Origin of the sequence: Arsenicicoccus piscis (genome assembly GCF_022568835.1) — a bacterium.
Lineage (GTDB): Bacteria > Actinomycetota > Actinomycetes > Actinomycetales > Dermatophilaceae > Arsenicicoccus > Arsenicicoccus piscis.
Genome location: NZ_JAKZHV010000002.1, coordinates 39,815 through 60,003, shown reverse-complemented (window position 1 = coordinate 60,003; position 20,189 = coordinate 39,815). Strand labels below are relative to the sequence as shown.

Genomic DNA, 20,189 nt, shown 5'->3' with positions numbered 1-20,189 from the left:
GATTCCGACGCGGGAGGCCATTTGCCCACGAACCGTCCGGAATGTTCTGAGACCGGATTCCAAACCGTGTCGAGCCGATCTCGCGCGCTAGGATCGAGGCGCCGCTCCTGCGTTGCCGGAGGATCTTCCCGCACGTTGCGGTCGGGACTCCGACATCAGTAGGTTGAGGCTCTGCCCGACGCGAGCCCCCGAGGCTCGAAACGCTGCCAGCCTGAGGAGAACGACGTGGCCCTGCCGACCTTGACCGCGGAACAACGAGCACAGGCGCTCGAGAAGGCCGCCATCGCCCGTCGCGAGAGGGCCGCCGTCAAGAATCGCCTCAAGTACGGCCAGGGCTCGCTGCGCCAGGTGCTCGAGGACGGCAAGACCGACGACATCATCGGCAAGATGAAGGTCTACGTGCTGCTCGAGTCGCTCCCGGGCGTGGGCCAGGTCCGCGCCCGCCAGATCATGGAAGAGGTCGGCATCTCGCGCACCCGTCGCGTGCGCGGCCTCGGTGCCAACCAGGTCGCGGCCCTGCTGGACCGCTTCGGGGAGTAGTGCACCGGCTGGCGGTCCTCGCCGGCCCCACCGCGGTCGGCAAGGGGACGGTGGCCGACTACGTGCGCCGGGAGCACCCCGAGGTGTGGATGTCGGTGTCGGCGACCACCCGGCCCCCGCGTCCCGGCGAGATCGACGGTCGGCACTACCACTTCGTGACCCCGGAGGCCTTCGACCGCCTCGTCGCCGACGGCGAGCTGCTCGAGTGGGCCGTCGTCCACGGCCGGCACCGCTACGGCACCCCGCGCCGGCCCGTGCTGGAGGCGCTGGCCGCCGGCCGGATGGCGCTGCTGGAGATCGACCTGCAGGGCGCCCGCCAGGTCAAGGCGTCGATGCCGGAGGCCTTGTTCGTCTTCCTCGCGCCCCCGAGCTGGGAGGAGCTGGTGCGCCGGCTCGTCGGCCGGGGCACCGAGGACGCCGAGGAACGCGAGCGCCGGCTCGCCACCGCGCGGCGCGAGCTGGCGGCGGCCTCGGAGTTCGACGTCACCGTGGTCAACCGGGATGTTCGCGAGGCCGGCGAGGAACTCGTATCATTGATGAGTTCACCCCCTGTCGACTAGCGAAGCGAGACGAACCGTGCCCGGTACCGTGGCCAACCCGATCGGGATCACCAACCCGCCCATCGACGACCTGCTCGAGGCAGCGGACTCCAAGTACGCCCTGGTGATCTACTCCGCGAAGCGCGCTCGCCAGATCAACGCCTACTACAGCCAGCTCTCCGAGGGCCTGCTCGAGTACGTCGGGCCCCTCGTCGAGACCCAGGTCCACGAGAAGCCGCTCTCCATCGCCCTGCGCGAGATCAACGACGGGCTGCTGGCCTCCGAGCCGTTCGAGGAGTGATGACTCCCGATGACCCCCGCCCTGCCCGGGCACGCCGTGTCGTTCTGGGTGTGGGCGGGGGCATCGCTGCCTACAAGGCCGTCTCGCTGCTGCGCCTGTTCAGCGAGGACGGCTGGGCGGTGGACGTCGTCCCCACCGCCTCGGCGCTGAGGTTCGTCGGAGCTCCCACCTGGGCCGCGCTCTCCGGCAACCGCGTCGAGACCGACGTCTTCGAGAACGTCCACGAGGTGCCGCACGTGCGGCTCGGCCAGGGCGCCGACCTCGTGCTCGTCGCCCCCTGCACCGCCGACCTGCTGGCCAAGGCGGCCCACGGGCTCGCCGACGACCTGCTCACCAACACCCTGCTCACCGCCCGCTGCCCGGTCGTGCTCGCCCCCGCGATGCACACCGAGATGTGGCAGCACCCTGCCACGGTAGCCAACGTTGCCACCCTGCGCGCCCGTGGCGTCACCGTGATCGAGCCCGCCTCGGGCCGGCTCACCGGCAAGGACTCCGGCCCCGGTCGGCTCCCCGAGCCGCAGGACATCCACGCGGCCGCCATGTCCGTCGTCGACGCGGCGGCGCCGCTCACCCCGGTAGACACGGGCGCGGGTCCCGCGGCGCGCGACGCGGTGCCCGGCGCCGCGGCCCCCTCCGGTGACCTGCACGGTCTACGGGTGGTGGTGTCGGCGGGTGGCACCCGTGAGGCCCTGGACCCGGTCCGCTTCCTCGGCAACCGCTCGTCCGGCAAGCAGGGCGTAGCCCTCGCCGAGACGGCCGCGGCCCGCGGCGCCTCCGTCACGCTGGTCGCCGCCCACGTCGAGGTCCCGCTGCCCGAGCAGGACGGCATCGAGGTCGTGCGGGTCGAGTCCGCCTTGGACCTGCAGGCCGCCATGACCGTGCTCGCCGACAGCGCCGACGTGGTCGTGATGGCCGCCGCGGTGGCCGACTTCCGCCCGGTCGACTACGTCGAGACCAAGATCAAGAAGTCTCACCGCACCGCCGCCGACGGGACCGAGGACGACTCGGCCCCCACGCTGCAGCTGGTCCGCAACCCCGACATCCTCGCCGGGCTGGTCCGGGAGCGTGGCTCGCGTCGTCGCCCGCTCATCGTCGGTTTTGCCGCCGAGACCGGTGACACCGGGCACAGCGTGCTCGAGCTCGGTCGCGAGAAGGTCGCCCGCAAGGGCTGCGACCTGTTGGTCGTCAACGAGGTCGGCCGGTCGGTGACCTTCGGCCAGGACGACAACACCGTCACCGTGCTCGACCGAGACGGCGGGGAGCCGGTGCCGCTCGGCCCGGCCAGCAAGACCGTGGTGAGCCACGGCATCTGGGACGTCGTGGCCGCCCGTGGCGACAGGTCGTGGACCGGTGCAGGGGAAGCCCGCCTGCCTGACTAGAGTGACCGGGTCAGCAGCCGCTGCCCCACAGGAGTTCATTCGTGTCTGCACGCCTCTTCACCTCCGAGTCCGTCACCGAGGGCCACCCCGACAAGATCTGTGACCAGATCTCCGACGGCATCCTCGACGCCATGCTCACCGACGACCCGCACGCCCGGGTCGCGGTCGAGACGATGGTGACCACGGGTCTGGTCCACGTCGCCGGCGAGGTCACCACCTCCGCCTATGTCGAGATCCCGCAGGTCGTGCGCGACACGGTGCTGCGCATCGGCTACGACTCCTCGACCAAGGGCTTCGACGGCACCTCGTGCGGGGTCGAGGTCTCGATCGGCGCGCAGAGCCCCGACATCGCCCAGGGCGTCGACACGGCCTACGAGTCGCGGACCGGTGGGGTCGACGCGCTCGACAAGCAGGGCGCCGGGGACCAGGGCCTGATGTTCGGCTACGCCTGCACCGACACGCCCGAGCTGATGCCGCTGCCGATCTTCCTCGCGCACCGGCTCGCCGAGCAGCTGACCGCGGTCCGCAAGGACAGCACGCTCGACTACCTGCGCCCCGACGGCAAGACCCAGGTCACCATCGAGTACGACGGTGACCGGGCCGTGCGCCTGGACACCGTCGTGGTGTCGACGCAGCACGCTGCCGGGATCGACCTCGAGGGCCAGCTGCAGCCCGAGATCGTCCGCGAGGTGATCGAGCCGGTCCTGCAGGAGCACGGTGCCGCGGCCGAGCTCGACGTCTCGAGCTTCCGCACGCTGGTCAACCCCACCGGCCTGTTCGTCATCGGCGGCCCGATGGGCGATGCCGGCCTGACCGGGCGCAAGATCATCGTCGACACCTACGGCGGCATGGCCCGCCACGGTGGCGGTGCGTTCTCCGGCAAGGACCCGTCCAAGGTCGACCGGTCCGCCGCGTACGCCACCCGCTGGGTCGCCAAGAACGTCGTCGCGGCGGGCCTCGCCACGCGCTGCGAGATCCAGGTCGCCTACGCCATCGGCAAGGCGCAACCGGTAGGGCTCTACGTCGAGACGTTCGGGACCGAGACGGTGCCGGTCGAGGCGATCCAGCGGGCCATCAGCACGGTCTTCGACCTGCGCCCCGCCGCGATCATCGACCAGCTGGACCTGCTGCGCCCGATCTACTCGGCCACTGCGGCCTACGGCCATTTCGGTCGCACCAGCGCACCCGGCATCCAGAACGGCTTCACCTGGGAGCGCACCGACCGCGTGGAGGAGCTGCAGCGCGCCGCTCGGTGACGAGGGGGGTCTGTCACCGGCCTGCGGTAGAACTGGGCGCATGTCGATCGACGGCGAGCCGCTGGCGCTGGTGCGGGCCCACATGAAGGGTGACCGCCAGGTGCCGACGGGTGCCGTCGTCGACCCGGTCGCGCGGGTGCTCGTGGACGTGCCGCTGGCCCACCTGGACCGGCCGTTCGACTACCTCGTGCCCGAGCCGCTGGCCGACCAGGCCGTGCCCGGCGCCCGGGTCAAGGTGCGCTTCGCCGGCCAGGACGTCGACGGCTTCGTCGTCGAGCGGGTCGCCGACACCGAGCACCAGGGCCGGCTCGCCCCGCTGCGCCGGGTGGTCAGCCCCGAGCCGGTCCTCACCCCCGAGGTGCTGTCGCTCGCGCGCTGGGTGGCGCGGCGCTATGCCGGCTCGGTCATGGACGTCGTCCGGCTCGCCGTCCCGCCGCGGCACGCCACCGCCGAGCGAGCCGCCGACGCCCGGGCCGCTGCGGGGTCCGCCGCGGAGTCCGCTGCCGGCCCCGAGGCCGGCTCCAGGGTCGGCTCGGAGGCTGCGCCTGCCGTCCCGACCGAGACCGCCGGTGCCACGGGATGGCGCGACTACCGGGCCGGCGCCGCCTTCCTCAGCCACCTGGCCTCCGGTGGCTCGCCGGCGGCCAGCTGGCTGGCGCTGCCGGGCACCGGTGACGACGCGTGGCCGGCGCTGGTGGCTGAGGCGGCCCGCACCGCGCTGGCCGCCGGGCGGGGGGTGCTCGTCATCGCCCCCGACACCCGCGACGTCGACCGGCTCGACGTCGCGCTGACCGCCGCCCTCGGCAAGGACCAGCACGTGCGGCTGACGGCCGCCCAGGGGCCGCAGGCGCGCTACACCGCGTTCCTCAAGATCCTGCGCGGCGAGGTGCGCGCCGTGGTGGGGTCGCGCGCGGCGATGTTCGCGCCCGTGCCGGACCTCGGGCTGATCGTGTGGTGGGACGACGGCGACGACCTGCTCGCCGAGCCGCGAGCGCCCTACCCGCAGGCCCGCGAGGTGCTGCTCGAGCGGGCCCGTGCCACGGGTGCCGCCGTGCTCAGCGCCGGGTTCTCCCGCTCGGTCGCGATGCAGCAGGAGGTCGAGGAGGGACGCTGTGCGCCGGTGGTCGCCGACGCCGCCACCGTGCGTCGTAGGGTGCCGCGCGTCCTGGTCGCGGGTGAGGGGGTCGACCAGCAGCGGGACGCCGCGGCCGTCGCCGCCCGGTTGCCGTCGGTGGCGCTGCAGACGGCCCTGGAGGCGCTGACCCGGGGTCCGGTGCTGGTCCAGGTGCCGCGCCGGGGCTACCTGCCGGCCCTGTCCTGCCAGACCTGCCGCGAGCCGGCCCGCTGCCGGCACTGCCACGGCCCGCTCGAGCTCACCGCGCGGTCCGCCCAGCCGCGCTGCCGGTGGTGCGGGCGCAGCGAGCCGTTCGAGTGCCCGCACTGCGAGAGCCGGCAGCTGCGCTCGGCGGTCGTGGGGGCCCGGCGCACCGCCGAGGAGCTCGGCCGCGCCTTCCCCGGCGTGCCGGTGATCACCTCCGGGGCCGACCAGGTCGTCGCCGAGGTGGGCGAGTCGCCCGCGCTGGTGATCGCCACCCCCGGGGCCGAGCCGGTCGCCACCGCCGGCTACGCCGCGGTGCTGCTGCTCGACGCCTGGGCCCTGCTCGACCGACCCGAGCTCGACACCGGCCCCGAGACGCTACGTCGTTGGCTGGCCGCAGCGGCCCTCGCGCGTGGCGCGACCGAGGGTGGGGTCGCCGTGCTCGTCGGCGCGCCGACCGAGGTGACCCTGCCACCGGTCGAGGCGCTGGTCCGTTGGGACCCCGCCTGGCTGGCCGCCCGCGAGCTCGACGAGCGGCGCGAGCTGCGGTTGCCGCCCACCGTGACCATGGCCCGGCTCGAGGGGGAGCGGCGGGCGCTCGCCGAGGCGGTGCGCTCGCTCGCGCTGCCCGAGCACGTCGACCAGCTGGGCCCGCTGCCGGTGCCGCCCGATCCCCGCCGCCGCGCCCAGCCGGTGGCACCGGGGGAGCAGGCGGACCTGCGGCGGATGCTGCTGCGGGTCGACCGCAGCGAGACGCTCGAGCTCGCCGACCGGCTGCGCGCCCTGCGCGCCGTGCGCAGCGCCCGCAAGGACCCCGACCCGATCGCCGTGCGGGTCGACCCGGCGGAGGCAGCCCTGTGACCGGCGCGGCGCACGACCCCCGCACCCTGGTCCTGGTCCTCGTGGCCGTGCTCGTCGGGTCGGTGCTGCAGCGCCTCTCGGGCACCGGCATGGGCCTGGTGCTGGCGCCGATCCTCACCCTCGTGCTCGGCGCCGCGTCCGGCGTGCTGGTGGCCAACGCGACGACCACCGTGTCCGGCTTCTTGATGATGCTCGCCCTGTGGCGTGCGGTCGACTGGGCCAAGGCGCGGGTGATCTGCGCGTGCGCGGTGCCGGGAGCGATCGCGGGCGGGTGGGTTGTCCGGACGGCCCCCGCCGCCTGGCTGCTGGTGGTCGTCGGCGGGGTGGTGCTGCTCGCCATCGGCGTCACGGTCGTCGCGGGTGCGCTCGGCCGGATGCCGGAGCTGCGCGGCCGCTGGGTGACGCCCGTCGCCGGGCTGGTCGGCGGGCTGTTCAACACCACGGCCGGGGTGGCCGCGCCGGTGATGGTCGTCCACTCCCACCTGACCCGCTGGGACCACCGCTCCTTCGCCGCGACGATGCAGCCGGTCTTCATGACCATGGGCGCCGTGTCGGTGACCGTCAAGCTCGCCATGGGGGCGACCGGGGTCGCCCTGCCGCCGTGGTGGGTGGTGCCCGCGGTCGTGGCGACGGTGGTCGTCGGCATCGCCGCCGGCGGCCGGCTCGCCCGGCGCGTCCCCGCCTCGACGGCCCGTGGGGTCGCCATCACGCTCGCCGGCCTGGGCGGCCTCGGTGCCCTGGTGCGCGGCCTGATCGCCCTGCTGAGCCCGTAGGGTGGTGGCCCGTGAGGATGCATCCACAAGCCGTTGTCTTCGACCTGGGTCAGGTGCTGATCGCGTGGGACCCGCACCCCGCCATCGCCGCAGCCGTCGGGCCCGAGCGCGCCACGGTCTACCTCTCCGACGAGGGGGTCGACTTCGTGGGCTGGAACCACCTGCAGGACGCGGGGCGCCCCTTCGACGAGGCCGAGGCGGAGGCGATCGGTCGGCTGCCGCACTACGCCGACGAGATCCGCGCCTACCGGACGCACTACGCCGAGAGCCTGCGCGGCGAGATCCCCGGCACCGTGGCGCTGCTGCGTGAGCTGCACGCCGCCGGCGTGCCGCTGTTCGCGCTGACCAACTGGCCGGCCGAGACCTTCGGCGTCGCCCGCGAGCGGTTCGACTGGCTCGAGCTCTTCCACGACATCGTGGTGTCCGGCGAGGAGGGTGCCGCCAAGCCCGACCCGGCGCTGTTCAACGCCCTCGAGAAGCGGATGGGCCTGCCCCTCACCCAGGCGTTCTTCACCGACGACTCGCCCCGCAACGTCCTCGCCGCCAGCGCCTGCGGCCTGGACGCGGTGCTGTTCACCGACGCGGAGGCCCTGCGCCGCGAGCTCGTCTCGCGCGGACTGCCCGTGCGGCCCCGGCCGTAGACTGGGCACGCCTGCTCCCAGCACGCCCCCACCGAGCCCTGCGAGGTCCCACCCCGTGTCAGTCCTGGACATCCGCCTGTTCGGCGACCCCGTCCTGCGCACCCCTGCCGAGCCGGTCACGGTCTTCGACAAGGAGCTCGAGCGGCTCGTCGCCGATCTCACCGACACCATGATCGACGCGCCGGGTGCGGGGCTCGCCGCGCCGCAGCTGGGCGTCTCGCTGCGCGTCTTCACCTACCACGTCGACGGCGTCCTCGGGCACCTGGTCAACCCCTCGCTCGAGCTGTCCGACGAGCAGCAGGAGGGCGACGAGGGGTGCCTGTCCTTCCCGGGGGTGAAGCTCCCCACCCCGCGTGCCCTGCGCGTCGTCGCCACCGGCCAGGACATGCACGGCGAGCCGCTGACGATCGAGGGCAGCGAGCTGCTGGCCCGCTGCGTCCAGCACGAGACCGACCACCTCGACGGCATCTTGTTCATCGACCGGATGGACCGCGAGCAGCGCAAGGCGGCCATGGCGCTGATCCGCCAGGCCGACTGGTCGGGCCTGACCCGACCGATGATCAAGCTGTCGCCGCACGCCGGCACCTTCGGCGGGGGCGCGCGATGAGGCTGGTCTTCGCCGGCACGCCCGAGGTCGCCCTGCCGAGCCTGGACGCGCTGCTCGGCTCGGCCCACGAGGTCGTTGCCGTGCTCACTCGCCCAGACGCCCGCGCCGGTCGGGGCAGGAGCATGTCCCAGTCACCGGTGAAGGCGCGGGCCCTCGAGGCGGGGGTCCCGGTGCTCCAGCCGCGCTCGCTGCGCGACCCCGAGGCGCAGGCCGAGCTCGCGTCCTACGCCCCCGACTGCTGCCCGGTCGTCGCCTACGGCGCACTCGTGCCGCCGCCGGCGCTCGCCGTGCCGCCGAGGGGCTGGGTCAACCTGCACTTCTCGCTGCTGCCGGCCTGGCGCGGGGCCGCGCCGGTGCAACGGGCCGTGATGGCCGGCGACGAGATCACCGGCGCCACCACCTTCCTGCTCGAGGCGGGGCTGGACACCGGGCCGGTCTACGGCCGGATGACCGAGACGGTCCGCCCCACCGACACCGCCGGAGACCTCCTCGACCGGCTCGCGATCGCCGGGTCCGGCCTGCTGGTCGAGACCCTCGACGCGCTCGAGACCGGTGACCTGCAGGCGGTCGCCCAGCCCGTGCACGGCGTCTCCCTCGCCCCGAAGCTCAGCGTCGAGGAGGCTGAGATCGACTGGGCGCGACCGGGATTCGGGGTCGATCGACACATCCGCGGGTGCACGCCCGACCCCGGTGCGTGGACGCGCTTCCGGGGTGAGCGGCTCGGCGTCGGCCCGGTGGCGCTGACCGAGCGGCTCGACCTCGCGGCGGGGCAGCTCGAGATCACCAAGCGCGAGGTCTTCGTCGGGACGGCCACGACCGCCGTGCGGCTCGGCGTCGTGCGTCCGCCGGGCAAGAAGGCCATGGACGCGGCGGACTGGGCCCGGGGGGCCCGCATCGGGGACGACGAGACGGTAGGGACGGATGACTGAGCAGGGCGACCAGCGCGATCGGCGCGATCGCGATCAGCGGGATCAGCGCGACCACAAGGGCCGCACCCGCAGCGGTGCGCGAGGCGCCGGCGGTCCGCGACGGGTCTACTCGGGTCAGCGGCCGAGCGAGCGCTCCCGGACCGCGGACGCGCCCCGGCTCGCCGCCTACACCGTGCTGCGCGAGGTGGCCGACGGGGGCTACGCGAACCTCGCGCTGCCGAGGCTGCTGCGCGAGCAGCAGCTGCACGGACGGGACGCCGCCTTCGCGACCGAGCTGACCTACGGGACGCTGCGCTGGCGGGGGTTCTACGACGCGGTCATCGCGCGCTCCACCGAGCGTCCGCTCGACCAGGTGGACCCTGCAGTGCTCGACACGCTGCGACTCGGCGCCCACCAGGTCCTCGCCATGCGGGTGCCGGTGCACGCCGCCGTCTCCGAGACCGTCGGGCTCGCGCGCATGGTCAACGGCGCCGGCGCGTCCGGCTTCGTCAACGCCGTGCTGCGCAAGGTCAGCGAGTCGAGCCGCGAGGAGTGGCTCGACCGGGTCGGCGCCGACGACACCGCGCCGGACCACCTCGCGGCGCGCTGGTCGCACCCCGAGTGGATCGTCCGGGCGCTGCGCGGCGCGCTCATCGGGCACGGCGTCGCCACCGGCGCGGACGTCGATGCCCAGCTCGTGCGCCTCCTCGAGGCCGACAACACCCCCGCCGAGGTCTCCCTCGTCGCCCGTCCGGGGCTCGCCACCGTCGCGGAGCTGGTCGACCTCGGCGCCGTCGCCAGCGAGGTGTCGCCCATCGGCGCGACCCTGCCGAGCGGCGACCCCGGCGAGCTGCCACCGGTGCGCCGCGGCCGGGCCGCCGTCCAGGACGCCGGCTCCCAGCTGCTCCCGCTCGTGCTCGCGGCCGCGCCCGTCGAGGACCCGCGCGAGCACGAGGGCTGGTTGGACCTGTGTGCCGGGCCGGGTGGCAAGGCGGGCGTGCTCGCCGGCCTGTCGCTCGAGCGCGGCGCGACCCTGATCGCCAACGAGGTGTCCCGGCACCGCGCCGAGCTGGTGCAGGCCACGGTGCGCGAGGCCGTCGAGCGTGGTGCCGACGTCGAGGTCCAGGTCGGCGACGGGCGGCACGTCGGGGAGGACGAGCCCGGGGTCTACGACCGCGTCCTGGTCGACGCCCCGTGCACCGGGCTCGGCGCGCTGCGCCGACGGCCCGACGCCCGCTGGCGGCGCGAGTCCGGTGACGTGCCCGTCCTCGCCTCGCTGCAGCGCGAGCTGCTCAACAGCGCCCTGGACGCCACCCGGCCGGGCGGGGTCGTGGGCTACGCGACCTGCAGCCCGCACCTGAACGAGACCGAGTACGTCGTCAAGGACGTGCTGAAGCACCGCGACGACGCGTCCTGGCTGGACGCGCGACCGGTGCTCGCCGAGGTGGCGCCCGGCGTCGAGGTGGCGGGGGAGGGCCCGGCCCTGCAGCTGTGGCCGCACCAGCACGGCACCGACGCGATGTATCTGGCGCTGCTGCGCAAGCACTGATCGGCGCGTCGCTAGGCTGGGCGGGTGCAGATCTCACCGAGCATCCTGTCCGCCGACTTCGCCAACCTCCAGCTCGAGCTGGACCGCATCGCCAACGCCGACTGGGCGCACGTCGACGTGATGGACGCCCACTTCGTGCCCAACCTCACGATCGGCCTGCCGGTCGTCGAGGCGCTCGCCCGGGTGAGCCCGATCCCGCTGGACTGCCACCTGATGATCGACGACCCCGACCGCTGGGCGCCGCAGTACATCGAGGCGGGCGCGGCGAGCGCGACCTTCCACGTCGAGGCGACCGACGACCCGCGGCGGCTGGCCCGGGCGCTGCGGGCGGCCGGGGGCCGGGCCGGGATGGCGCTCAAGCCGGCGACGGCCTGGCAGCCCTACGAGGAGCTGCTGCCCGACGTCGACATGGTCCTCGTGATGACGGTCGAGCCCGGGTTCGGCGGTCAGAGCTTCATGGCCGACCAGATGCCCAAGGTGCGGGCGGTGCGCGAGTCGGTGCGGCGCCACGGTGGTGAGGTGTGGGTCCAGGTCGACGGCGGGGTGTCTGCCCGGACGATCGAGCAGTGCGCCGAGGCCGGGGCCGACGTGTTCGTGGCCGGCTCCGCGGTCTACGGGGCCCAGGACGCGGCAGCGGCCGTCGACGAGCTCCGAGCTCTGGTCGCCGAGCACGCCCACCCCTGACGCGCGGATAGGCTGGCCGGTGTGAAGACCTTCGACCAGCTGTTCGTCGAGCTCTCCGACAAGGCCGTGACCCGACCCGAGGGCTCCGGCACCGTCAAGGAGCTCGACGCCGGGGTGCACTTCATCGGCAAGAAGATCGTCGAGGAGGCCGCCGAGGTGTGGATGGCCGCCGAGTACCAGAGCGATGCCGAGGCCGCCGAGGAGATCAGCCAGCTGATCTACCACCTGCAGGTGCTCATGGTCGCCAAGGGTCTGACGCCCGACGACGTCTACCGATACCTGTGACCCCGTCTGTCCCTGTGACCCAGACCGACCAGCCTGCCCCGCTGAACGAGACCGACCAGCCCACCCACCGAGAGCAGCCACGAACCATGTTGCGTGTCGCCATCCCCAACAAGGGATCGCTGTCCGAGCCCGCCGTCGCGATGATGAAGGAGGCGGGCTACGCCCAGCGCCGCGAGTCCAAGGAGCTCACTCTCACCGACCACGACAACGGGGTCGAGTTCTTCTACCTGCGGCCGCGCGACGTGGCGGTCTACGTCGGGTCGGGGACGGTCGACGTCGGCATCACCGGGCGCGACCTGATGCTGGACTCCCACAGCGAGGCCGCCGAGATCATGCCGATGGGCTTCGGCGGGTCCACCTTCCGCTTCGCCGCGCGCGCCGGTGCGATGAGCGACATCAGCGAGATCCACGGTCGTCGGGTCGCGACGTCCTACCCGGGCCTGGTCCGGGACTACCTCGCCGAGCGGGGCATCGAGGCCGACGTCGTCCGGCTGGACGGCGCCGTGGAGACGTCCATCACGCTCGGGGTCGCGGACGTCATCGCCGACGTCGTCGAGACCGGGACCACGCTGCGCAACGCGGGGCTCGAGGTGTTCGGCGACCCGATCCTGCGCAGCGAGGCGGTGCTGATCCGCAGCGCCAACCCGCAGGCCGACGCCGACGCCGAGAACCAGGTGCAGGTCCTCTGTCGACGCCTGCAGGGAGTGCTCGTGGCCCGGCAGTACGTCGTCATGGACTACGACTGCCCCGTCGCGCTGCTCGACCGAGCGGTCGCGCTGACGCCGGGGCTGGAGTCCCCGACCATCTCCCCGCTGCACGACAAGGCGTGGGTGGCCGTGCGCTCCATGGTGCCCCGCCGCGCCACGAACCTCGTCATGGACCAGCTCTACGGCGTGGGTGCGCGCGGCATCCTCGTCACCGACATCGCCGCGTGCCGGCTGTGACTGCGTGCCGGCTCTGACTGGGAGGACCTGATGAGCGACGACCCGTACGCCCCCTTCGTCCCTCGCCGGGGGCGCTACGTCGCGCTCGCCGCCGGCACCGCGGTGCTGCTCATCTTCATCGTCATCGCGCTCGGCATGCCTGGCGGCGAGCACGGCTACGGACCCGGTGACCGGCTGCTGTTCGGCGGCATCGGGCTGGCGATCGCGGCGGTCATGGGGCGCTACGCCGCCATCCGGGCCACCCCTGACCGCGACGGCATCGTCATCCGCAACCTGTTCCTCACCCGCGAGATCCCTTGGGCGCAGGTCGAATCCGTGAAGTACGCCCCCGGCGACCCGTGGCCGTCCCTGATGCTGCACGACGCGGACCAGGTCGCCGTCATGGCGATCCAGCGCTCCGACGGGCTGCGCGGCACCGGTGAGGTCGGCCGCCTGATGGCGCTCGTCGAGGGCAGCCGCACCTAGACTGCTGCCTCATGGCGATGTGGAAGCTGCACAACGGCGGAGTTCTCGAACCGGGTGCGGTCGTCGCCCCTGACGAACGCCTCTCCTGGGGCAAGACGGTCGGGCTCGGAGCCCAGCACGTCGTGGCGATGTTCGGCGCCACCTTCGTCTTCCCCATCCTGATGGGGCTCAACCCGCAGCTCGCGGTGATGATGAGCGGTGTCGCGACGCTGCTCTTCCTCGCGATCGTCCGGGGGCGGGTGCCGTCCTATCTCGGGTCGTCGGCCTCCTTCGTCGGGGTCGCCACCGCGATCTACGCGGCCGGCGGTCGGCCCTCGGACGTCACCGGCGCGATGTTCGTCTGTGGCGTCGCGCTCGCGATCGTCGGTGTGATCATCCACCTCGCCGGCGCCCGGGTGATCCACCGGGTGCTCCCGCCGGTCGTCACCGGTGCGGTCGTCATGCTGATCGGCTTCAACCTCGCGCCGGTGGTCGCGAAGACCTACTGGCCGCAGGACCAGTGGGTGGCGCTCGTGGTCATGCTGCTCGTCGTGGTCCTCAACGTGGCGGTGCGCGGGTTCGTCTCGCGCATCGCGATCTTCGTCGCCCTCATCGCGGGCTACCTGCTGTCCTACGGCCTCGACAAGGTCGTCGGTCCGATCACCAGCTTCCAGCCCGGCGCGGTCACCGCGCAGAACCCCTCCGGTGTCGTAGAGCACCTGCGCGTCGACTGGGCGCAGGTCGCCGCTGCGTCTTGGGTCGGTCTACCTCCGGTGAGTGATGACGCGACCTGGAAGCTCGGCTCGGCGACCAACGTGGTGGGTCTGCACCTGCCCACCTTCCACTTGGCGTTCATCCTCGTCGCGCTGCCCGTGACCATCGCGCTCATCGCCGAGAACACCGGGCACGTGAAGGCCGTCGCCGAGATGACCGGCCAGCCGCTCGACGCCGAGATGGGCCGGGCGATCACCGCCGACGGCCTGGGCTCGATGATCGCGACCGGCGTCGGCGCCGGACCTACCACGACCTACGCCGAGAACATCGGCGTCATGGCCGCCACCCGCGTCTACTCCACCGCGGCCTACGTCGTCGCCGCGCTGGTGGCGATCGGCTTCGGCTTCTCGCCGAAGTTCGGCGCGATCATCTCGGCCACGCCCGGTGGCGTGCTCGGCGGGATCACCGTCGTGCTCTACGGCATGATCGGCCTGCTCGGCGCCAAGATCTGGAAGGAGAACGGCGTCGACTTCGGCAACCCGGTCAACCTGGTCCCGGTCGCCGCCGGCATCATCATCGGCATCGGTGACGTCTCGCTGAAGTTCACCGACGACTTCACCCTGGCCGGCATCGCCCTCGGCACCATCGTGACCGTGGCGGTCTACCACCTCGCGCACGCGCTGGCGCCGGCCCACCTGAAGGCCTCCGCGCAGGACCCGGCCGGCGGCACAAACCTCGTTCTCGACGCGCTGGGGATGTATCGCGACAGTGACGACCAGAGCGATCCGTTGCGCCGTTCGGGTCACTGACCTGCCCTAATCGTGATCCAGGGTGACGTGACCGTGACCTCGAGGCAGTCGCCGCTGGACCAGCACCGGGGCCCTGCTGGCCTAGCGTGGAGCCGCCCGTCGAACCCCACGTGAAAGGCGTCTCCATGAGCTTCGTCGCTCGTCGCGCGCCCCAGGCTGGCGGTGTGACGCTGACCGTGGTGGCCCTCGCGCTCGCCGGGGCAGCACCGGCGTCGGCCGCCGTGCCCCGCGACCAGTCGCCCCCGGTCTACCCGAGCCAGCAGCAGGTCGACGCCGCGAAGGCGCAGGCCGCCGCGACCGCCCGCAGCGTGCACGCCCTGGAGGCCGCCTACGCCGCCGCCGGTGACCAGCTCGTCGCCGTCCAGCGCGAGGTCAGCGGTGCGGCGGCGGACTACCGGGCCGCCGAGGACGCCCTGGCCGACCGGACCGACGAGGCGCAGGCTGCTGCCGCCCGGTCGCGTTCGGCGCAGGCGGCGCTCGCTCGGGCCGACGAGACGGTGGCCCAGAGCGCCCAGGCGCTCGCGGACCAGGGCGGGTCGATGCAACAGCTCGCCGCGCTGGTGACGAGCCAGACCCCCGAGCAGCTCTTCGACGTCAGCTCGGCGCTGGACGCGCTCGCCTCGCACAGCGCCAGCGTGCAGGACGACGCCACCCGGGCGCGGGCCGTCGCGGATCTGGACCGGGCCGAGGCGGAGCGCGCCGAGGCCCAGGTCCGCGCCGCCGAGCGTCAGGCGGCCGCCGTGCTGGCCGTGGCGCAGCGCAAGGTCGCCGATGCGCAGGCCAAGGCGACGGCCATCGCCAAGCAGCAGGACGCGATGGCCGCTCAGCTGGCCACCCTGCAGCGCACCTCCGCCGCCCTGGAGAAGCAGCGCCTGGACGGCATCGCCGCCGCCAAGGCTGCGGCGGCTCGGGCCGCTGCTGCTCGGGCGGCCGCTCAGCGGGCTGCTGAGCGGGCGGCTGCCCGGCGCGCTGCTGCCGCTGCGTCTGAGGCGTCGAGATCTGGTGGATCGGGGTCTGGGGTGTCGGGGTCTGGCGTGTCAGGTCGGCATCGCGCCTCCACCGCTGACGCCGCCACGCTGGCCGGCTCAGGGCGCAGCGGCGGCAGCCCGAGGGCGATCGCGCGGTCGATGCTCGGGAGCTACGGCTTCGGGTCCGGGCAGTGGCAGTGCCTCAACAACCTCTGGATGGGGGAGAGCGGCTGGGACTGGTCGGCGACCAATCCGAGCTCGGGCGCGTACGGCATCCCGCAGTCGCTGCCGGCGTCCAAGATGGCGGCCGCGGGTGGGGACTGGCTCACCAACCCCACCACCCAGATCCGTTGGGGCCTCGGCTACATCCAGAGCTCCTACGGTTCTCCTTGCGCCGCCTGGGCTGCCTGGCAGTCGCGTTCCCCGCACTGGTACTGAGATCGGCGTCGTCCTCCGCGCCCGTTGCAACGTCGGCGGCGCGCGGGATCAGGCCATGCGCCGCCGGGCGGGCGCTTCGGACTGATTCACGACGTGTGGATCGTTCAGATCGAGCGTTTTCGGTCATGAATCCGTCCGAACGGCACGGCGGGCACCCCCACACCAACGGTCCGCCCACCACGGCAGCGGCCAGAACCTCATTCCTCGCCGGCGGTCTCGGCGATAGCCGCCTGCGCCTCGCGGAAGGGCTGACCGATCATCTGCAGGAGGTCGACGAGCATCGAGCGGATCTGCGCGCGGATCACCTCGGCGGACAGGTCGGCACCGGGCTCGGGGTGCGCGGTCTCCCGCCCGATCTCGAGCAGGTCTGCGCGGGCGAGTGCGGGGACGTCCTCGGTGTCGTCGGCGGGGGAGCCGCGGCCGTACCACTCGGCGAGCTCGGCCACGACGGTGGCGAGGTGCTCGATCGCTCGGACGTAGCTGCCGGGCACCTCTTCACCGGTCTGCAGCGAGACGGTGCCGCGGCGGATGAGCACCCGGGCGTTGCGCACGGCCCGGTCGAGCGGCTCGAGGCTGTCCTGGACGCGCTGCATCTCGGACATGCGCCGCCGGTGGAACGGCGAGACGCGCAGCATGTCGACGGAGTCGGTGGCGTAGCCGCGCAGCTTGTCGAGGTCCTCCTCGGTGGTGCGTGCCTCGGTGAGGACGCTCTCGGCCGCCGGTCGATCTCGGTCGCGGACGGCCTGGGCGATCCGGCTGAGCAGGTCCGCGAGGTGGTCCATGATCTCGCTGGCCTGTGCCCGCGGCCGCAGCAGCGTAGAGCTCGGCACGACGGACGCGAACAGGATGGCGACGGCACACCCGATCAGGGCCTCGAACCAGCGCCCGAAGGCGGTCCCCGGCATGCCGCCGAGGAGCGCCACGACCAGGCCCTGCACGCCGGCCTGCGTCACGATCAGGGCGCCGGCGCCGAGCAGGGCGGCGGTGCTCATGGCGAGCATGACCAGCAGGGCGATCTGCCACACCCCGATGCCGAAGAAGTGCACCAGCAGCTCGCCGAAGAACACGCCCACGGCGACGCCGACGGTGATCTCGAGCGCGCGACGCAGCCGCTGCCCGTGGGTCATCCCGAGGCACACCATCGCCGCGACCGGCGCGAACAGGGGGATAGGCACCCGGAACAGATACTTGGCCAGTGCGTACGACGTCGCGGCGGCGAGCGCGCACTGCACGATGAAGTAGGCCTTGTTGCGCAGCACCCTGGCGCGGCGAGCGGCCTCGCGTCGAGACAGCCGAGCGCTGCGCTCGAGGGCGCGAGCGCCGAGGTCGGCCGTGCGGCGCAGCAGCGGCTCGCGCTCGGAGGAGGGCATCAGCCGTTCTGTTCGTAGGCGGCCCGCAGCAACGGGTCGAGGTTCGTGACGCTCTGCTCCACGTCACTGTCGGCGGGCAGGTGCAGCCAATGGATCGCTTGAGCGAATCCCTTTGCGGGGGAGAGGCGTTCGTCGTCAGGAGCCTCCTGCTTGTAGCGCAGCCCCACCCGCAGCTGCTACGGGGCCCGGGTGCGACGGCGACGAACTGCGTCTTGCGCACGACCGGTGTGTAGCTCGCTCGCCCCTGCACCTCGGTGTCCGCACCGAGCGCTGCGGCGTGGATCACGAGCGCGTCGTGCAGCGGACGCAGGGCGGCCTTCGCACCCGTGAACAGCTCGTCCGCGAACTGGTCGGGGGTCGGCATCACCCAGCCCGCGCGACCGGCGACCTCGAACGCGATCGCCCATTGCGAGTTCTGCGGGACGCCGTGCACGCTCTTGAGCCAGGCTCGGACCGCGCGCTGGTCGAGCGGGTCGACGCCCGACTCCTGCTCGACGAGCTCCACCCACTCGGCGAGCGCGCGCCCGGTGCGCGCCTGCATGCTCGCGGTGACCGCGTCCATCATCTGCACGGGCTCCATGCGCCCATCATCTCAGGGCGTGCCGGTGTCGAGCACCACGTCTGCGCGCTCGCGCGTCCGCTCCGTCCCGTAGAGCTCTCCCTCCTGGGCGGCCCACGTGTCCCAGTGCGGTGCGTAGGTCTCGCCGTCGCGGGCGAGGCCCCTGGCCCGGCGCTGCTCGGTCGGCGCGTCGAGCCAGGCCAGCGCGCTGAGATAGGGCGCACAGGCGCGTGACCCGCACCCGACGCCCTCGACGACGAGGTAGGCCGCTGGGTCTACCGGCTCGACCGCGGGGTGGTAGCGCCCCGAGGCCCAGTCGTAGTGCTGGTACCCAGCCGGCCGCCCCTCGGCGAGCGGACGCAGCACCCGCCCGACCAGCTCCGGGATCGAGGCCGCCAGCCCGTGCCAGCCGGGGTAGAGGTCGTCCATGTGGACGGTCTGGGGCCGGTGGCCGGTGAGCGTCGCGAGCTGGTCGACGACGCGCTCGGCGAAGACGGTCTTGCCCGACCCGGACGGCCCGTCGATCGCCACCACCCGGGTGCCGCCGGCGCTCGGTGGCCTGGCCGCAGCGACGGCGATCAGCGCCTGAGCCGCCGCGTCGGCCGAGTCCGGATCGACCAGGCAGGCGGGGTCGGCGGGGGCGGCAGGCATGGCGGTCAGCATAGGAGAGCGCACCGGCACCCCCTCCAACACCCCGGTCCGCCCACCGTACTCGCCCGCACCGACACGCCCCGCTCGCCTAGGATCTGGCCCGTGACGGTAGCCGTGCGCGTGATCCCCTGCCTGGACGTCAACGCCGGCCGGGTGGTCAAGGGCGTGAACTTCGAGAACCTGCGCGACGCGGGCGACCCCGTGGAGCTCGCCAAGGTCTACGGGGAGCAGGGGGCCGACGAGCTCACGTTCCTCGACGTGACGGCGAGCAGCGGGAACCGCGAGACGACGTACGACATGGTCCGGCACTGCGCCGAGCAGGTCTTCATCCCGCTCACGGTCGGCGGCGGGGTGCGCACGCCCGACGACGTCGACCGGCTGCTGCGGGCCGGCGCCGACAAGGTCGGCATCAACACCGCGGCCATCGCGCGGCCCGAGGTGATCGCTGATATCGCCGACCGGTTCGGCAACCAGGTGCTCGTCCTGTCGGCCGACGTGCGCCGGCACCGCGCGGAGGACGGCCGGGTGCTCGACGGGTTCGAGGTCACCACCCACGGCGGTCGCGTGGGCACCGGCATCGACGCGGTCGAGTGGTGCGCGCGGGCGGTCGAGCTCGGTGCGGGTGAGATCCTGCTGAACTCCATGGACGCCGACGGGACCAAGGACGGATTCGACCTCGAGCTGATCTCGCTGGTGCGCGCCGAGGTGTCGGTGCCGCTGATCGCCTCCGGCGGCGCGGGTGCCGTCGAGCACTTCGCCCCGTCGGTGCGCGCGGGCGCCGACGCGGTGCTCGCCGCGTCGGTGTTCCACTACGGCGAGCTGACCATCGGCGACGTCAAGGACGCGCTCCGGGCCGACGGCATCGCCGTCCGCTGAGCCGATCTCTGAGACGACTCGGCGGACGGCGACCCGCGCTCACCAGCGGTGGGCGACGTCGACGACGAGCCGCTGGTTGGTGCCGTCGGTGAGGACGGACACCCGCATCGGCAGCCGCGCGCGGGTGCCGATGCCGAGCAGCGTCTCGCCCTCGAACGAGCCGCCCCACGCGACCTGCTTGATCGTCGGGTAGCCGCTGGTGCTCACGACCTCCCACCGGTTCGCCGGGACGTAGGTCGGCCGCCCCGAGCTGTCGTAGGCCGGCGCCTGCACCGACACCATCAGGGTCGCGGCGCCGCGCAGGTCGCGGGTCTCGCCGCTCGCGATGGTCGTGAACGTCTTCGCGTAGCCCGCCCGGTAGCCCACCGTGCCGGACATCCGACCGAGGTCGACCACCAGCCGGTCGTAGCACGGGTGCGTCCCGGAGCGGACGCCGGTGACGACACCGGTGCCGGTGCCGGTTGACGCCTGGGGCAACGAGCCCCAGCCGCGAGGGCAGTGCACGGCCGCTGTGCCGACCGAGGCGGCCGCGGGCGACACGCTGCCCGGCAGGCCCGTGACCGCGGCTCCGGCAGCGAGCAGCGTGGCCGCGACGGCGGTCGAGAGGGTGGTGAGGGTGGGGTTGAGCGAGCTGGTGCGCGTGCGAGCGAACATGTCGGCCTCCCTGCTGACGACGTCCGGAGGCGGAGCACTCGTCCGCCTCGGCGGGGTCGACGCAGCCCCCCAGGTCGCGTCGTCCCCACACCTTGAGGACGCCGACGGTCAGGGCGAACGT

22 protein-coding genes and 1 pseudogene are annotated in these 20,189 nt (G+C 73.2%); 18 read left to right on the top strand and 5 right to left on the bottom strand.

Annotation, left to right across the window (positions count from 1 at the left end):
* Positions 1-225 precede the first annotated feature (225 nt).
* The 17 genes from mihF to MM440_RS03195 all read left to right on the top strand — a co-directional run bounded on the left by mihF (position 226) and on the right by MM440_RS03195 (position 15,958).
* Positions 226-540, top strand: a complete 315-nt coding sequence (mihF, locus tag MM440_RS03275; RefSeq protein ID WP_241441841.1) for an integration host factor, actinobacterial type — start codon at positions 226-228, stop codon at positions 538-540.
* Positions 540-1,100 (top strand): guanylate kinase, encoded by a 561-nt coding sequence (gene gmk, locus MM440_RS03270; RefSeq protein WP_241441840.1) that lies wholly within the window; start codon positions 540-542, stop codon positions 1,098-1,100. Before mihF ends, gmk begins: the two co-directional genes overlap by 1 nt.
* A gap of 16 nt (positions 1,101-1,116) precedes the next feature.
* On the top strand, positions 1,117-1,380 hold the full coding sequence (gene rpoZ / locus MM440_RS03265) for a DNA-directed RNA polymerase subunit omega (RefSeq protein WP_241441838.1): 264 nt from the start codon (positions 1,117-1,119) through the stop codon (positions 1,378-1,380).
* Positions 1,380-2,759 carry a bifunctional phosphopantothenoylcysteine decarboxylase/phosphopantothenate synthase gene (locus MM440_RS03260; RefSeq protein WP_241441836.1) on the top strand — a complete coding sequence of 460 codons (1,380 nt, stop codon included), beginning with the start codon at positions 1,380-1,382 and terminating at the stop codon, positions 2,757-2,759. The genes rpoZ and MM440_RS03260 overlap by 1 nt, the downstream gene beginning before the upstream one ends.
* A gap of 41 nt (positions 2,760-2,800) precedes the next feature.
* Positions 2,801-4,015 carry a methionine adenosyltransferase gene (gene metK, locus MM440_RS03255; RefSeq protein ID WP_241441835.1) on the top strand — a complete coding sequence of 405 codons (1,215 nt, stop codon included), beginning with the start codon at positions 2,801-2,803 and terminating at the stop codon, positions 4,013-4,015.
* A gap of 40 nt (positions 4,016-4,055) precedes the next feature.
* Positions 4,056-6,194, top strand: coding sequence for a primosomal protein N' (locus MM440_RS03250; RefSeq protein ID WP_241441833.1), 2,139 nt, complete (start codon positions 4,056-4,058; stop codon positions 6,192-6,194).
* On the top strand, positions 6,191-6,967 hold the full coding sequence (locus MM440_RS03245) for a sulfite exporter TauE/SafE family protein (RefSeq protein ID WP_241441831.1): 777 nt from the start codon (positions 6,191-6,193) through the stop codon (positions 6,965-6,967). Before MM440_RS03250 ends, MM440_RS03245 begins: the two co-directional genes overlap by 4 nt.
* Positions 6,968-6,984: 17 nt before the next feature.
* Positions 6,985-7,608, top strand: coding sequence for an HAD family hydrolase (locus MM440_RS03240; protein WP_241441830.1), 624 nt, complete (start codon positions 6,985-6,987; stop codon positions 7,606-7,608).
* Between the two features lie 55 nt (positions 7,609-7,663).
* Entirely contained in the window at positions 7,664-8,215 is a 552-nt protein-coding gene (gene def / locus MM440_RS03235; RefSeq protein WP_241441829.1) for a peptide deformylase, read from the top strand.
* Positions 8,212-9,144, top strand: a complete 933-nt coding sequence (gene fmt, locus MM440_RS03230) for a methionyl-tRNA formyltransferase (protein ID WP_241441828.1) — start codon at positions 8,212-8,214, stop codon at positions 9,142-9,144. Before def ends, fmt begins: the two co-directional genes overlap by 4 nt.
* Positions 9,137-10,672, top strand: a complete 1,536-nt coding sequence (locus MM440_RS03225) for an RsmB/NOP family class I SAM-dependent RNA methyltransferase (protein ID WP_241441827.1) — start codon at positions 9,137-9,139, stop codon at positions 10,670-10,672. The genes fmt and MM440_RS03225 overlap by 8 nt, the downstream gene beginning before the upstream one ends.
* A gap of 24 nt (positions 10,673-10,696) precedes the next feature.
* On the top strand, positions 10,697-11,356 hold the full coding sequence (gene rpe, locus MM440_RS03220; RefSeq protein WP_241441826.1) for a ribulose-phosphate 3-epimerase: 660 nt from the start codon (positions 10,697-10,699) through the stop codon (positions 11,354-11,356).
* Positions 11,357-11,377: 21 nt separating this feature from the next.
* The gene (locus MM440_RS03215; protein ID WP_241441823.1) at positions 11,378-11,641 is read left to right on the top strand and encodes a phosphoribosyl-ATP diphosphatase; all 264 of its coding nucleotides are present in this window, start codon (positions 11,378-11,380) and stop codon (positions 11,639-11,641) included.
* 86 nt (positions 11,642-11,727) lie between these two features.
* Positions 11,728-12,585: an ATP phosphoribosyltransferase gene (gene hisG / locus MM440_RS03210; RefSeq protein WP_241441822.1), complete on the top strand. Its 858-nt coding sequence runs from the start codon at positions 11,728-11,730 to the stop codon at positions 12,583-12,585.
* Between the two features lie 30 nt (positions 12,586-12,615).
* Complete coding sequence (locus tag MM440_RS03205) at positions 12,616-13,050, top strand: PH domain-containing protein (RefSeq protein ID WP_241441820.1); 435 nt, start codon at positions 12,616-12,618, stop codon at positions 13,048-13,050.
* Positions 13,051-13,061: 11 nt separating this feature from the next.
* Entirely contained in the window at positions 13,062-14,552 is a 1,491-nt protein-coding gene (locus MM440_RS03200) for a uracil-xanthine permease family protein (RefSeq protein WP_241441818.1), read from the top strand.
* Positions 14,553-14,677: 125 nt separating this feature from the next.
* On the top strand, positions 14,678-15,958 hold the full coding sequence (locus tag MM440_RS03195; RefSeq protein WP_241441816.1) for a coiled-coil domain-containing protein: 1,281 nt from the start codon (positions 14,678-14,680) through the stop codon (positions 15,956-15,958).
* A 197-nt stretch (positions 15,959-16,155) separates the two neighbouring features.
* Here the strand turns inward: MM440_RS03195 and MM440_RS03190 are convergent, their stop codons facing one another.
* The 4 genes and pseudogenes from MM440_RS03190 to MM440_RS03180 form a co-directional block, all read right to left on the bottom strand.
* A complete protein-coding gene (locus MM440_RS03190) occupies positions 16,156-17,328 on the bottom strand; it encodes an FUSC family protein (RefSeq protein ID WP_241441814.1) in 1,173 nt (390 codons plus the stop codon).
* Positions 17,328-17,495, bottom strand: a complete 168-nt coding sequence (locus tag MM440_RS03185) for a hypothetical protein (RefSeq protein WP_241441813.1) — start codon at positions 17,493-17,495, stop codon at positions 17,328-17,330. The genes MM440_RS03190 and MM440_RS03185 overlap by 1 nt, the downstream gene beginning before the upstream one ends.
* A gap of 74 nt (positions 17,496-17,569) precedes the next feature.
* Positions 17,570-17,692, bottom strand: a pseudogene (locus MM440_RS17690) (DUF5655 domain-containing protein); the annotation flags it as partial.
* Between the two features lie 228 nt (positions 17,693-17,920).
* Positions 17,921-18,538 (bottom strand): uridine kinase family protein, encoded by a 618-nt coding sequence (locus MM440_RS03180; protein ID WP_241441812.1) that lies wholly within the window; start codon positions 18,536-18,538, stop codon positions 17,921-17,923.
* Positions 18,539-18,640: 102 nt separating this feature from the next.
* On the opposite strand from MM440_RS03180, the gene hisF reads away from it, so the two are divergent.
* Positions 18,641-19,414 (top strand): imidazole glycerol phosphate synthase subunit HisF, encoded by a 774-nt coding sequence (gene hisF / locus MM440_RS03175; RefSeq protein WP_241441811.1) that lies wholly within the window; start codon positions 18,641-18,643, stop codon positions 19,412-19,414.
* 39 nt (positions 19,415-19,453) lie between these two features.
* Here the strand turns inward: hisF and MM440_RS03170 are convergent, their stop codons facing one another.
* Positions 19,454-20,068: an AMIN-like domain-containing (lipo)protein gene (locus MM440_RS03170; RefSeq protein WP_241441809.1), complete on the bottom strand. Its 615-nt coding sequence runs from the start codon at positions 20,066-20,068 to the stop codon at positions 19,454-19,456.
* Positions 20,069-20,189: the final 121 nt, after the last annotated feature.